Consider the following 14,110-nt stretch of genomic DNA (forward strand, 5'->3'; position numbering starts at 1 on the left):
AATTCTTGCCGCTTCAGTAGAATCTTTTTTATGCAATTGTTTATACAAGTCTGTATAATGCTTTTCTTCAGATGCTTTTTCTTTACTACTTGAACCACTCTTTATTGAATTATTTGTATTTATAGGTGTCTCATCTCCAGCTTTCCATTTTTGATACCCTTTTTCTAATTCTTCATCTTCGCCACCATCTACCCAGCTATTTACTCTAGCTATTATATCATCTAGGTTAGGTTGTACCTGTGTTGAATAACATAGACAATTAGGATGTGATATTGGATATTCTTCAATAGGAAATACTCCTTGACCTAGATTGTAGTTATTTTGGTTAGCATATACATCGCAAATATCTGGGCCCCACCTTTTAATTTGCCTTTCATAATGACTTGAAGATAAATTCCATTTAAACCCCTGACAAAATACATTTTCTTTTGCACTTTCCCGATTAGCTTCATTAGCAGTTTAAAAATTTGAGCCTTTACATCTTAATGACTGTTAATTATCTTAACCTTTATACTTTTATAGCATAGCTCTTTAATATGTTTTTATTGAATGAAAAAATAGGTGTCTTAACTATAGATTTACTATAAATGCGACACCTATTCTTTCGAACATATAAAAAATAACTATATTTTTTAATTAAATTATTTAAATTATATTATTTATAAATAAATTTGTAATATTACTAAATATCCTTTGATTTAAATCCACGGCCTCGTACTTCATTTATCTCATTAATTGTAATAAATGCATTAGGATCATGTCTAAACACAATTTCCTTTATCTCAGGAATTTCATCATATGAAATTGTTGTATAGATTATCTTTTTTTCTTGTCCCGTATACGCACCGGTGGCATGTATATATGTAACTCCTCTAATCATTTCCTTAATAATATCATCGGCTATCACTTCTGGATGGTCAGATATTATTATAAGTGATCGTTGGTAATTCATGGCATCTTTTATAAAACCAAGTGCCATGGAACTAACATAGAACCCTATAAGTGTATATAGACCTAATGTCATATTAAAAAACAAGCAACCCACCAAAACTACCACAATATTAAATGCAAGCGAGGTGTTTTTTACCTCAATATTTCTCTTCATTTTTAGTATTGCAGAAATAATATCTGTACCACCGGCAGAGGCTTTTGCCCTAAATATCAATCCGATACCAAGTCCGTTTAAAAATCCCCCAAATACCGTTTGTAGCAATATGTCATGTACAGGAATAATTTTACCCATATTTTGAGTCAAACCCAAAATCAAAGAGTATATTATCATGTTGAACATGCTAAACAAACAGAAATCTTTTTTCAAATATATAAATCCAAGTACAAATATCGGAATATTTATCAAAAATGTCACAAAACCAACATTTAGACCTGTCAAGTAGTTTATTGCAGTTGCAAATCCAGTTACTCCACCACTCAACAGATGAGCTTGCCTCAAAAATCCGTTTACTCCAACGGCAGAAATAAACAACCCCAAAATCATTGTCAATATTCTGAGACTCGGATGTTCTTTGAATTGATCTCTCACCTGACTCATAAATACCTCCGAGAATTATAGCTTTATTGAGTTGACAATATAGAGCTTGATCCTGCAGTACCAGTTGTTGCTCCTCCAGCCTGCTGTGATGCTCCACCGGCTGGTTTCTGTGTTGCTGGCTTCGTTACAGGCTTTGCTCCAACTCTTACAATACCCATCTTTGCTGGATAGCTACTAATACCAATTTTTTCAGTTTTAGTAGTTTTCCCACTTGCATCTTTGTATATTCTATAGGTTGCTACTGTATATCCTGGACTGGCATATTTTTCAACTACTTTTTTTCCAGCAGGTAATGTCGGATCTGTTATAGTTTTTGATCCAGCGCCAGTATAACCAAGCATTTGAGTAGTCACATCTATGTTTGAAAGGTCGTCCTTATTTCCAAATATCTGTGAGTATATTTTTCCATTTGCTGTAAAATTTTTAATATATATATTGTGTTTATATGGATTTTTAAATTTAAAATCCTGTCCTGGATTACCATCATAAACTGTTGCATCTCTACCCAATGCAACATAATCGGAAGGAATTGTATGATTTCTTCTAGTAGTTATTTCCATACCTGATAGCAATGCAGCATTGAATATTGTCGATGATGTCTGGCATACTCCACCGCCAACTCCCATAGTTAATTTTCCACTTTCAATTACTGGTGCATACTTGTATCCATTACTGATAGTCTTTTCACCAGTCAAGCCATTGAATGAAAATTCATCATTAGGCTTAAGTATAATTCCACTGGAATCCTGAGCAGATTTTCTAATATTGAAATCTCTTCCAGGCATACCACCATAGTTTGTAGAAAATCCTCCCAGCAATGTATCAATGCCTTTTAAATCATCCGCCTTTAGCTTTGCTTCTTCAAGCTTTACGACCAATGATATATCAAACTTATCATTTTTTATTTCCCCATCAATCTTCTTCTTTGATTCTACAACATTCATTTCCCTTCCAGCTTCATCAGGTACAATTGATGTTTTTTCATCCTTATAAAGCAAGGATGCATTTTTCACTGGAGCATCTAGCTCTTCCTTTATTGATGTTAGTTTTTTTTCAAGCTTGGCTACATCATATGCTGTAGCCAATGATATGTTAGTTTTAGATCCAAAATCAGACTTTAACGTTGTAAATATATTCGATATAAAGCTACCACTACGATTTATATTGAAGGCATTATCGACCGTCTTTTTAAAATCTATTTTCATATCTAAATCTGAAGGAGAAATTTGCCACTTCATATCTTTGTGATTCAATGTTATATTGTCAAATTTTTTGCTGTCTTCAAGCTTGGATATTGCCTGAGACTTCGTCAAATTCTGAATATTAATACCGGCAACATACACATTTTTTGCAATTTTGTCAGAGCTGACTTGATATCCAAGTACACTCGTCCCAACAACCAAAATCCCCAAAATTATACCTACAGGTATAACTACCTTTTTATTATCTTTCAAAAAGCTCATAAAATATCTCCTTTTTTTAATACAAAAAAATAAATCCAAATTTTCTTTCATTAAAAAGCAATTTTTAATAATTACCTTTATTTAATATCTAATTAGAAATAAGTTCTATCAATATTATATCACAAATTATTGATTTTCAAACAAATAAATACTGACCAGAAATAAAAAAATAAAATAAAAAAATATAGGTTGCGTTTTCTAAACTATTCTGTTATAATTATGATAAGATATTTTATTGGAGGAACTGATATATGAACAAGGAACTCTTCATTAGCAGATTGAATTTTGCTATTAAAATAAGAAATTATACTCAATACTCACTTTCAAAAAAAACCGGAATAAATAAGGGATCATTGAGTTCATATATGAGCGGAAAATACCTTCCAAAGCAAGATAAAATTTACATTTTGTCTGATGCCCTTGAGGTTAACCCAGAATGGCTGATGTGTAGCTCGGATGATATGGAATTAAACCTCCCAAATAAATTTGGATACGACGAGGCTTCAGAGGTTGGCTCATATCCATTTATAGAAGATTCCGTATCAGCCGGTGTACCCAACCTTATCTCCGGATATGATTATCTAAACCATATTCAGATACCTGATTTTTTTCTTGGTAGATATGCTGGAAGAAAAGATATTGTTGTATTGAAGGTCAATGGTGATAGTATGAATAAGATAATTCCTGATGATTCGATTATTGTCGTACTACAGGATGTTCCTCTATCTTCTCTATCCACAGATGATATTGTCGTTTTCAGCTATAATTATGAATATGGAGTAAAAAAGCTAATAAAAGACAAAGTCAATAATAGACTTATTTTTAGACCTGAAAGCTATGAGAGTTGTTTTCAAGATCTGATTGTTAATTATGGTGATACCAATCTTCAAATTGTCGGTAAAGTAATTATGTATAATGTTATGCTATAATTTAAAGCAATCGTGTATAATTTTATGCTTTTAAATATAAAGAAATCATAAATAAAAAAAGACACAACAAAATGCTGTGTCGAAATTTCAAAACTAATCTTATTGAACTGTCGTGTCAGTATTTATGATGCTAGAAATTCATTAAGATGCTCTATGATTTGTTTTCTTTCTTCTGTTGAACTCTCTAGCTCTTTCAACCTCTTCTTCGTTAAGCTTCTTGATAAGCTTTCTATTGATAGGAACGAACAATTTATGACTGTTGTAGAAGCATATCAAAAATGTAAGTGTCAAATCGAAAACTAAGAACACCAACATATAAAAGGATAACGACACAACAACACCTGCAAAAATATTTGCCAAAATTATTATGAAACCTACTCCAAAAGTGACAATTGTTGAAAATACGAAATATCTCAAAGATCTATTAAAGAAACTATGCAATTTTAGACCTAATTCTCTCATTATTTTCACCCACTTTCATCAATATTTGGCTCCATATATTTTTGGATAATAACCAAAACTTTTTACAGTATTTCAAAAATTATACTCAACCTAAATATATAATAACAAATTATGACACTAATATCAATACAAAACAACAAATTATTATAAATTTATTTTTATTGATTTTTTTGCGAGCTCGTCTGCCAGTTCATTATACTTGTTTCCACTGTGTGCTTTGACCTTTACAAATTTAATTTTTATCTTTTCACCATAGAAATTAGATATTTTTTTGTATTCCTGAGTTCCTTTTTTGTTTGCCTTCCATTCTCCAGTGAACCATTTTTCGATGCCATTATAATCATAATAAATAGTTAAATTGTCATAATTATTGTCATAACAGTACTTCATTGCGATTATTGATGCATTTATTTCTCCAGCAACATTTCTCATGCTTGTAAATTCATCATTATCACCTTTAATTGAAAATTGTTCGATTACAACATCATTCTTAAGAATTACGACACCGGAGCCATATGTGTTAAAAGTAGAATCAAAACTACCATCAACATATGCTTCAATAATGTCATTATTACCATAAATTGTATCTATATGTTGATTTTCATCGCAATTTTTATCAATATTTTTTTTATTATCTGTACTAACATCTTTTTCAATATTTTTTTGTAGATAATCCATCGCTTCATATGGTTTATAAAAGGATTTGTATGAGGCATTTGAAAATCCCTGAATCATTTCTTTACAATCATTCCAATTTAAAAAAATCCCATTTATCCTACCATTCAAAACTACATAGTATTTTTGCTTCTTCATACACATATCTCCTTACCAATAATATTTTTCATTTTATCAAATATTTTTACTACTAATACAATTACAATTGCTTCAGATACGAATTATTATGAAATAAATAGCTATTGCATAGCTATTTATTTCATAAATCATTGCTGCATAATAAGCTTTGTCCTATTGAAAAATAGGACAAAGCTTATTTTACTTTTTTCTAGCCTTTAGTATATCATAGATAATTCTAAAAATCATCTTTATCAATTCTCTAATGTAGTATTGCTTCACTAAAAAATTTTTTGTTCTAGCTTCCACCATATATTTGTCTTTTATATCCTCTTTTGATGAAATGTACTTCACATATTCTTGCTTGACATTATCCTCGCTCTTTTCTAAATCCTTCTTAAGAATACTTGCAATATAATAAGTAGCTATTGTGATCAATGTAACTACGATAATTTTCACAGGACTATGAATAAATCCGTTAATATCGCTACCAACATAGCTTACTAGAAACATCATCAAAAACTTTCCAAACATCATAGGTGGAATAAATATCTTATAGCTAATATTGCATAATGAAGATGCAACAGTCAGCAATGAGCTAGGTAAAAAAGGAAATGTATAAAAGGCAAATATCCCTAAAAAGCCTTTTTCTTCAAGTATTTTTGATGCCTTAAAAAATTTGTCTGATTCAAATTTTTTTCTTAACTTGGAAAACACCTCGAGCTTTAATATTTTTTTTAAAAATAAAAATACGCAAATTGTTCCAACTGATGAACCCAACCATGTAGCAACAAATCCAGCTATCAATCCATTAACAGCTGCACTCGTTGCTACAATTGCCAACAATGGTAATGCGGGTATAAAGCTTTCCAAAAATGCTGCAAAAAAACTAATCAGAATTGATATGATAAAATAGTCTTTTGCAAAATAAAGTATATTGTTTATTAAATCCAAAATTATCACCTCTAATTATTGACTTAACTAATGATAACATAATATCCTAAATAAACACATAATAATCAAAAAAAGAAAAAACTTTATCTTAGATAAAATTATATCTAAAATAAAGCTTCTATGCCACAGAATGAGATTTTATTGTGTTATTCAAAATATTTTCAAGAATGTAGTTTGTTACTGTGTTGCAAATATATGTCGAGAATTTCAAATCATTTACTTCAAAATTTCCATTTGTCTTGTATTCCCCATACAAGGTTTCAATAAATGAATTGATATCATCCAAATATTGTATTCTATTATTTTTTATATTAAAATCCTCAGCTACTTTTGTCAATCCCTTCTCATATTTTATATGAATTATCATGCTGTGCTTAAATTCCCATCTTTCACTATGGGCAACACAGAAAAAATCTGCCAAAAAGTGACAAATCACACCTATCTCTTGAGAAAATTCCTTCTTCGTAAATATCTTTTCCATTTTATCTAAATCGAGTCTCTTTAAAAAATCTATTTTCTTTAAAATCATCTCATAGGATTCATCCATATAATGCTTTTTTAATTTATACTTTGAAATAATATCTGGCTTGACATTGCCATATATAAAATTTTTGTCATCTATTAAAAATCTCTTGTTACTATCAGTGTGTTCTATTAATGAATTAGCAATAATAATATGCGTCTTCATCATCATAAAAAACCACCTACTCCCTAAAAAAATACTTGCCTTGCCAGCTATTTCGTCTATTGAGTTCATCATCAATTGCATTTAATACTTCCCATTTTTTCAGACTCCATAGCGGTCCCACCAATTCTTCTTTTTTCCCATCACCGGTCAGCCTATGTATCACGATATTTTGTGGTATAATCTCCAACTGATCACATACCAAATCAATGTATTCATCAAATTCCATAAGCTTAACCATATTTTTATTATACATCTTTTCCATTGCTGTGTCACGAATTATATGCAATAAGTGTATCTTTATACCTTGAATATCCAATTTGCAAACTTTTTTCACAGTCTCAATCATCATTTCCTTTGTCTCGCCAGGAAGTCCATTTATTATATGAACAACAACATCTATTCCCTTTTCTCTCAGACGCATGACGCAATCTTCAAAAGCTTTGTAATTATGTCCTCTATTAATAAGCCTTGATGTATTATCATGAATGGTTTGTAACCCAAGCTCCACCCATAAATTTGTACGAAGATTTAATTCTGACAAATATTCTAGCACATCATCCTCGATACAATCCGGTCTTGTCGAAATAGACAATCCAACGACATCGTCCAAATTTAATATGGTTTCATATTTTTCCTTTAATACTTCAACCGGTGCATATGTATTCGTAAATGCCTGGAAATATCCGATGTATTTTGCATTAGACCACTTCTTTTCCATCATTTTTTTTATATTGTCAAATTGTGATACTAGGTTTTCATTTGGATTCCCAGCAAAATCACCAGAGCCCTCCTTGCTACAATACGTACATCCACCTGTCGATATTTTACCATCAATATTAGGGCAAGTAAAACCAGCATTTATAGAAACCTTAAATACCTTTGAATCAAACCTTTTTCTTAGATAATAGTTCCAAGTGTGATATCTTTTGTTTTCAATTTTGTATTTAAATTCATTTTCAATTTTTGAATCTTTACTTTTTTTCATTCCAAATAATAAACCCCTTTTTATGAGCAGGACATAGGTTAATATCTACTTGCATTGAATTTCATAAATTCATATAAGCTACTGTAAATATTATCTATTGCCTTCTCTATTTATAATGTTTATTCCCACAACAATAAAATATATTCCGAAAATTATTACTATACCAGATAGTATACTCACTAAAAATCTACTCAAAAATAGTGGAGAAACTATTAACAGTATTCCGACCAATAGTTTTAATACATTTGATGTACTAAAGTATACAGTCGAAAATCTTCTATAGTTCATATAATTTTGCAGCTCTCTAACCAATAAAAATAATCCTATAGAAATCGATAGAAGCATATTTACTTGCTTTGGAAAAATGAATAATAGGATGGCAGTTACAAACAACCCCATGCATTTTATCCTGGCTTTGTTGATTTCTTTTTTATCAGAGTATCTTGTAAGTTCATTTAAATTTTTTAGACTTAACCAAGCACCATATAGAAAAGAAATCCCCATTCCCCAAGAAAATACATTTATTCCAATATTTTTTCTCGAAATGCAATAAGTTCCTATTGCCAATAGCATAACACCAAGTACGATAAACTTTTTGCTATTTTTACTATCAAATATTCCACTAAAATTAAAATTACTAATCATACTACCACCAACCATTCATTCAACAAATATTATTTTAAAACTGAGTTATAATCCATTATCATATTAATCGCATCGGCAACCGATGGAGTTTCGTAAGCAGCCGAAGCTTTTACAGCTTCAGCAGATTTTGACATTGCAAAGCTCATTTTAACACCACCTAGCATATTGATATCATTTGGAGAATCGCCAATAGTCGCTACCTCATCCAAGCTTATATTATTCATCTTACAAACCTGCTTAATAGCATTAAGCTTTGATATAAGCTTTGGTACTATATTCATCGTATACTCACTTGAAATATAAACCTCACACTCGTGACCTATTTTCTTTTTAAAATCCTCAACTAGCATATTCAGCTTATCTCTATCTAGTGATGAAATCCCGATATTTCCAACATTTGAAGCATAGGTTTTTTTTGACATTATTTCCGGATCAATTTTGTATCCACTTTTGAAATATCCCGATTTAGATCCATCATTTGGCATAATCACTTCACCGCCATATTTAAAATAAATAACGTCTTTACCAAAGTCTATATAAGCAATTGAACTGTATACCTCAATAATTTTTTTTATCTGTGTATCCGACAAAACACCCTTGAATATGCATTGATTGTCTCTATCGTATATATAAGAACCATTTTCACAAATAAGATATCCATTGAAATTGATATTCCGTATAATATTCTGAGCGTGAGTATGTACTCTTCCTGTTGCAATATTGAATTGAATATCCAAGCCTTCAGCAAACTCAATAGCCCTAATATCCCTCTCCGAAATAGTATCATTATATAAAGTTCCATCTAAATCACAGAAAATATATTTTATCATAAAGCCTCCATCATACATTTTTTCTGAATCTATATAATTTAAATTTTTACATCAACCTTTTTTCAATATCAATCTAATTTCATTAAGAGCAAATTTTGTAGCTTTATTTCTTATCGTATTTCTATCACCTGTAAAAATTCGTTTTATAGAATATACTTTTCCTCTATTATATACACCAAAATACACTAATCCAACCGGTTTTTTTTCACCTTCCCCATTTGGACCTGCAATTCCAGTCGTAGAGATACCAATGTCAACACCTAGAGATTTGGCTATCCCAGTTGCCATCTCCATTGCTGTTTCTCTGCTTACCGCACCAAAATTGTCTAAGGTTTCCTTATTTACACCCAATCTATGCACCTTTGACTCGTTTGAATATGTAACACATCCTTCCATTAGAGACGAAGAAATACCTGGATAACTTATTAGGGATGAAGCTATCAATCCACCAGTACATGATTCGGCTATTGAAATCTTTAATCCGCTTTCAACCAACATTTTTGCAACGACAGTATCTAATTCTGATTGACTATCTGAAATACTTTCATCACCCACTAGATAGATGTATTCTCCACAAATTTCCTCGATTTTGGATACTAACCCATCTATTAGCAAGTCACATTCCTCGCTCGTCCTACATTTTGCTGTGACTCTAATCAAAACCTCGCCTTCCTTTGCATATAGTGCCATAGTCGGATTGGTTTGACTGTTTAGTAAGTCAATTAATTTGATCTCAAGTGATGATTCACCAATTCCAAAGAATCTAATGTATTTTGACTTTATTACCTCTTTAGATTCAGAAATCAATAACGGTAATACATTTTCTCTAAACATAGCTTTCATTTCTCTTGGTGGTCCAGGTAAAACAATTATCTTTTTACCATTCTTGGCAAAAATTGCTCCTGGAGCAGTTCCATTATTATTTGGAATTATTGTTGCTTCTTCAGGAAACATGGCTTGTCTGATATTATTGGCTGGAATCTTACTTATATCTCCACTGAATTTTGCACATTTTTCAAGAATGATTTTCCAATAGTGTTCATTTAGCTTCAGCTCTTGATTAAAATATTTTGCTGCACCCTCCTTAGTTATATCATCAATTGTCGGTCCTAATCCACCTGTAGCTATTACAATATCAGCCCTTCTAAATGCGAAGTCGAAGCAGTCAACCAATCTATCAATATTGTCACCAACAGTCATTTGTGTATATACATTCATTCCCAAATTTGCTATTTCCCTTGAAAGAAATTGAGCATTGGAGTTCAAAATATCTCCCAATAACAGCTCTGTACCAACAGAAATTATTTCAATGTTCATAATATACTCCTTCTTTTACCCATATATTCGAGGTAAACTTTTGACATAGAAAATATCTCTACATCGAAATATTTTTTTAATTTATATACTATAATACTATCAGAAAAATCAATATTATTCAAGGTTTACACGCTATTACCACTTAATTTACTTGTTTTTATTATGTCATTTCCTTCATTAGTCTTTTTTTATTAGAAAACCACACAAAAAGCATGATATTTTTTTTATAAAATAAAGTGTTTTATGATTTTTATCGGTCAATAGTATTGCAATATTGGTGTGTTTACGTGTATAATTATCATATATCATAAATGACTAAAAGGGGGTATATTATGAAAGTTGCTGTAATATATGGTGGAATTTCTTCAGAGAGAGAGGTTTCATTAAAATCAGGTAAGGCTATGGTTGAAAATCTAAAAAAAGATAAATATGATGTATTAGATTTTAAGATAGACAACAAGACCGATGTTTTCAATCTTGATAAAGATGTCGATTTGGTAATATTGGGTCTACACGGAAAATTTGGAGAGGACGGTTGTATACAATCTATTCTTGATGCAATGGACATAAAATACTGCGGATGTAGTCCACTTACTAGTGGAATATTGATGGACAAGAATTTTACCAAGACAATTGCAAGACAAAATGATATCTTGACTGCAGATTGGCTGACGATTAAAAGTGTAGATGAAATAAACTATGATGATATCGATAAGCTTGGATATCCAGTATTTATCAAGCCTAATTCTGGCGGCTCAAGTGTGGCTACTTTTTTTGTAAAGAATAAGGAAGATGTCGAAAATGCAGTAAGAGAGGGCTTAAAATACGATGAAATTGTCATGATTGAAAAATATGTAAAGGGTATCGAATATACATCATTTGTATTGAATGGTGAAATATACCCAACTATCAAAATAACCTCTGACCAAGAGTTTTTTAACTATGAAGCAAAATATTCCACTACCAAGGGTGCGAAGGAAGTTGTTGTCGAATTACCGAGAGAATTGGACGAAAAGGTTTTATCGACCTCATCAAAATGTTGGAATGCATATAATTGCAAAGGATATGTCAGAGTCGACTATATAATAACTGATGATGGAGATGTATACTTGCTTGAATTAAATACTTTGCCAGGAATGACAGAAACAAGTCTGATTCCGAAAAGTGCTGCAGCAAGGGGTATTTCATATTCTGATTTACTGGACAAGCTTATTGAAACATCAATGTAGCATATAATATTCGAATTAATATAAAAGGAGCCAAAGGGCTCCTTTTAACTTATAAAAAATATCAATAGCTACAGCTTTGGCAATGATTTTTTGTCCACCTTTCCAATCGGTGTGACTGGCAGCACACACAATCTAGCAATGTTTCGTGGAATCATATGAGGAGGCAGGTTTTCCATTAGAAAGCTTTCAACTTTTTTTTCTTCATAATAATCCTCATATGGTACAAAATAAGCATCCAAATAGTTTTCACCATTTTTGTCTTCCCTTTTTACCACTACACTGTTTTTTATCTCTGGAATCATATTTATCATATTTTCAATTTCAAATATTTCTATTCTTATTCCGTTTATCTTAATCTGAGAATCCATTCTTCCCAAAACAGAGATAGTACCCTCATCATCAATCCATTTTCCCAAATCACCTGTTCTATACATAATCTGAGTATTTTCATCATGGGCAAATGGATTTTTTACGAAGGACGATTTATTTTGCTCTTCATTATTCAAGTATCCGTTTGCAATCTGGATGCCAGAAAGACACAATTCACCCGGCATACCAACAGAGCAAATATTGTCATATTTATCTAGAACATATATTTCAGTATTATACACAGCCTTTCCTACTGGAACTTGTTCATAATACTTATCCACATGAAACTGAGTACACAAAACAGTGAACTCTGCAGGACCATATTCGTTATAAATTTCATAGTTTCTTTTCCTATAGCCCTTAAATTTATCACCACCGACCTGCAAAACTCTCAATGTCGGACAAGAACAATTCATAACAAACAGCTTTCCCAATATTGAAGGCAAAGCTAGTATAGTAATCCCTTTAAGCATACAATAGCTTTCAAGGGTATACTCATCAACTCTTGAAATTTCTGGTATGACATCAACAGAAGCTCCAACCAATAAATAAGGAAATATCTGCTTCATAATGGCATCAAAGCTAAAGCTCAAATATATTCCACATCGATCTTTTTCAGTTGCTTTTATATAGTCTATTGAAAAATAGCACATATTCATTAAGCTTTCGTTTCTGATACTAATACACTTAGGTCTACCGGTAGTTCCAGAGGTAGAGATTCTATATGCCTCGCCTTTTGGATCGTATTTATGCTTTTCAAGCTCGAAATCATTGCTTCTAACTGCTTCATCATCCATACTCACAATATCATAATTCCAGCCACAGCTCTTAATTCTTTCCAAGAGAGAATCACAGGTAAGTATAACCTTTGCTTGTCCATCTTCTAAAAGATACCCCAATCTCTCATCTGGATTCGTTCTATCAATTGGAAAGAAAACTGCCCCAGCTTTTATCACAGAAATTGCAGCCAAAGGAACATAGATTGTTCTCTCTTGCAAAACAGCGACCGTATCTCCTATTCCAATGCCAATGTGGTTCAAATACGCTGCTATTCTATCAGTAATTTCATCCATTTCTCTGTATGTAAGGCTCCTATTAATATCACATATCGCAATATTTTCAGGTGTTGTTTTTATCTGTACCTTCAATTTGTCTAAGTATCCGACCATTTTATCAAATTCATATATATTGGATTCGTTCGTCTTTGTAAACAAATCTCTATGCTCTTCCTTCATATTCTGGATTTCTCTCAATCGAATTTCAGGATTCGATATAATTTGCTGAAGAATGTACTTAAATAAGTAAACGACACTTCTAGCTGTATTTTTATCGTAATAGGATTGTCTGTACATCAGCTTGATTTTTAATCCGTCATGAACACTTACCCTCATATACATATCGAGCTTATCAAGCTGTTCATCAGAATGGTTACTATCGTCAAATACGTTGAATAAAAATGCTGTATTTATAAGCTTGTCGTTTACAGCGTTCTTAAATGTGCTAGAGCATCCAACATAATAACTGTACTCATGAGATTCAATTGTTTGATTCATAATATTTCTACAAAAATCAATAAACCTCATGTTGTAATTATTTGTGTTGATTCTTATTGGAAGCAGATTGTTATTCTTTCCAAAAACGACATCATCTTCATGGGTAAATTTTTGTAGAACTATTCCGAAAACTGTATCCAAAAGTGAATCCAAATTTATTGAGTTTTTCTCACAATACGACAGCATATTTCTAAACGCTGTTTTCTTAATTGATTTTTGAATCATACTGAATTTTTTTGATTCATTATTATAAAAATCATTTGGAAATCTAGCCAGAGTTATGTAACCGGACAAAAGATTGTTCCAGTATTTTTCTGCAAAATTATGATGTTTATTTTTCACCAT

The 14,110-nt window shown here is 31.3% G+C and carries 13 protein-coding genes; 2 read left to right on the forward strand and 11 right to left on the reverse strand.

The window, feature by feature from the left end; translation table 11 throughout:
• Nucleotides 1–682 precede the first annotated feature (682 nt).
• Nucleotides 683–1,549 (reverse strand): YitT family protein, encoded by an 867-nt coding sequence (locus BM120_RS06235; RefSeq protein ID WP_091994176.1) that lies wholly within the window; start codon nucleotides 1,547–1,549, stop codon nucleotides 683–685.
• 23 nt (nucleotides 1,550–1,572) lie between these two features.
• On the reverse strand, nucleotides 1,573–3,012 hold the full coding sequence (locus BM120_RS06240) for a VanW family protein (RefSeq protein WP_091994178.1): 1,440 nt from the start codon (nucleotides 3,010–3,012) through the stop codon (nucleotides 1,573–1,575).
• Nucleotides 3,013–3,263: 251 nt separating this feature from the next.
• Between BM120_RS06240 and BM120_RS06245 the strand changes: the two genes are divergently transcribed.
• Nucleotides 3,264–3,941 (forward strand): LexA family transcriptional regulator, encoded by a 678-nt coding sequence (locus BM120_RS06245; RefSeq protein WP_091994179.1) that lies wholly within the window; start codon nucleotides 3,264–3,266, stop codon nucleotides 3,939–3,941.
• Between the two features lie 141 nt (nucleotides 3,942–4,082).
• On the opposite strand, the gene BM120_RS06250 is transcribed toward BM120_RS06245, so the two are convergent.
• From BM120_RS06250 to BM120_RS06285, 8 genes are all read right to left on the reverse strand, one after another.
• On the reverse strand, nucleotides 4,083–4,403 hold the full coding sequence (locus BM120_RS06250; RefSeq protein WP_091994181.1) for a hypothetical protein: 321 nt from the start codon (nucleotides 4,401–4,403) through the stop codon (nucleotides 4,083–4,085).
• A 144-nt stretch (nucleotides 4,404–4,547) separates the two neighbouring features.
• Nucleotides 4,548–5,216, reverse strand: coding sequence for a ribonuclease H1 domain-containing protein (locus tag BM120_RS06255; protein ID WP_091994183.1), 669 nt, complete (start codon nucleotides 5,214–5,216; stop codon nucleotides 4,548–4,550).
• Nucleotides 5,217–5,396: 180 nt separating this feature from the next.
• Nucleotides 5,397–6,149, reverse strand: coding sequence for a TVP38/TMEM64 family protein (locus BM120_RS06260; RefSeq protein WP_177187387.1), 753 nt, complete (start codon nucleotides 6,147–6,149; stop codon nucleotides 5,397–5,399).
• A 118-nt stretch (nucleotides 6,150–6,267) separates the two neighbouring features.
• On the reverse strand, nucleotides 6,268–6,843 hold the full coding sequence (locus BM120_RS06265) for a zinc dependent phospholipase C family protein (RefSeq protein WP_091994186.1): 576 nt from the start codon (nucleotides 6,841–6,843) through the stop codon (nucleotides 6,268–6,270).
• Between the two features lie 10 nt (nucleotides 6,844–6,853).
• Nucleotides 6,854–7,822, reverse strand: coding sequence for a tRNA modification radical SAM protein MnmL/YtqA (locus tag BM120_RS06270; RefSeq protein WP_091994188.1), 969 nt, complete (start codon nucleotides 7,820–7,822; stop codon nucleotides 6,854–6,856).
• 90 nt (nucleotides 7,823–7,912) lie between these two features.
• Nucleotides 7,913–8,467, reverse strand: coding sequence for a DUF308 domain-containing protein (locus tag BM120_RS06275; RefSeq protein ID WP_242941571.1), 555 nt, complete (start codon nucleotides 8,465–8,467; stop codon nucleotides 7,913–7,915).
• A 29-nt stretch (nucleotides 8,468–8,496) separates the two neighbouring features.
• Complete coding sequence (locus BM120_RS06280) at nucleotides 8,497–9,297, reverse strand: Cof-type HAD-IIB family hydrolase (RefSeq protein ID WP_091994191.1); 801 nt, start codon at nucleotides 9,295–9,297, stop codon at nucleotides 8,497–8,499.
• Between the two features lie 51 nt (nucleotides 9,298–9,348).
• The gene (locus BM120_RS06285; RefSeq protein ID WP_091994193.1) at nucleotides 9,349–10,614 is read right to left on the reverse strand and encodes a competence/damage-inducible protein A; all 1,266 of its coding nucleotides are present in this window, start codon (nucleotides 10,612–10,614) and stop codon (nucleotides 9,349–9,351) included.
• A gap of 332 nt (nucleotides 10,615–10,946) precedes the next feature.
• Here BM120_RS06285 and BM120_RS06290 point away from each other — a divergent pair, with 332 nt between their 5' ends.
• Entirely contained in the window at nucleotides 10,947–11,843 is an 897-nt protein-coding gene (locus tag BM120_RS06290; RefSeq protein WP_091994195.1) for a D-alanine--D-alanine ligase, read from the forward strand.
• Between the two features lie 68 nt (nucleotides 11,844–11,911).
• Here the strand turns inward: BM120_RS06290 and BM120_RS06295 are convergent, their stop codons facing one another.
• Entirely contained in the window at nucleotides 11,912–14,110 is a 2,199-nt protein-coding gene (locus tag BM120_RS06295) for an AMP-binding protein (RefSeq protein WP_091994196.1), read from the reverse strand.

The organism is Peptostreptococcus sp. D1 (genome assembly GCF_900112955.1).
In the GTDB taxonomy this organism is placed as follows: domain Bacteria; phylum Bacillota; class Clostridia; order Peptostreptococcales; family Peptostreptococcaceae; genus Peptostreptococcus.

What these genes read in the sequence shown, in the direction of transcription:
- BM120_RS06235 (WP_091994176.1), bottom strand. Translation starts at nt 1,549, where the DNA reads ATGAGTCAGGTGAGAGATCAATTCAAAGAACATCCGAGTCTCAGAATA.
- BM120_RS06240 (WP_091994178.1), bottom strand. Translation starts at nt 3,012, where the DNA reads ATGAGCTTTTTGAAAGATAATAAAAAGGTAGTTATACCTGTAGGTATA.
- BM120_RS06245 (WP_091994179.1), top strand. Translation starts at nt 3,264, where the DNA reads ATGAACAAGGAACTCTTCATTAGCAGATTGAATTTTGCTATTAAAATA.
- BM120_RS06250 (WP_091994181.1), bottom strand. Translation starts at nt 4,403, where the DNA reads ATGAGAGAATTAGGTCTAAAATTGCATAGTTTCTTTAATAGATCTTTG.
- BM120_RS06255 (WP_091994183.1), bottom strand. Translation starts at nt 5,216, where the DNA reads ATGAAGAAGCAAAAATACTATGTAGTTTTGAATGGTAGGATAAATGGG.
- BM120_RS06265 (WP_091994186.1), bottom strand. Translation starts at nt 6,843, where the DNA reads ATGATGATGAAGACGCATATTATTATTGCTAATTCATTAATAGAACAC.
- BM120_RS06270 (WP_091994188.1), bottom strand. Translation starts at nt 7,822, where the DNA reads ATGAAAAAAAGTAAAGATTCAAAAATTGAAAATGAATTTAAATACAAA.
- BM120_RS06275 (WP_242941571.1), bottom strand. Translation starts at nt 8,467, where the DNA reads ATGATTAGTAATTTTAATTTTAGTGGAATATTTGATAGTAAAAATAGC.
- BM120_RS06280 (WP_091994191.1), bottom strand. Translation starts at nt 9,297, where the DNA reads ATGATAAAATATATTTTCTGTGATTTAGATGGAACTTTATATAATGAT.
- BM120_RS06285 (WP_091994193.1), bottom strand. Translation starts at nt 10,614, where the DNA reads ATGAACATTGAAATAATTTCTGTTGGTACAGAGCTGTTATTGGGAGAT.
- BM120_RS06290 (WP_091994195.1), top strand. Translation starts at nt 10,947, where the DNA reads ATGAAAGTTGCTGTAATATATGGTGGAATTTCTTCAGAGAGAGAGGTT.
- BM120_RS06295 (WP_091994196.1), bottom strand. Translation starts at nt 14,110, where the DNA reads ATGGTGAAAAATAAACATCATAATTTTGCAGAAAAATACTGGAACAAT.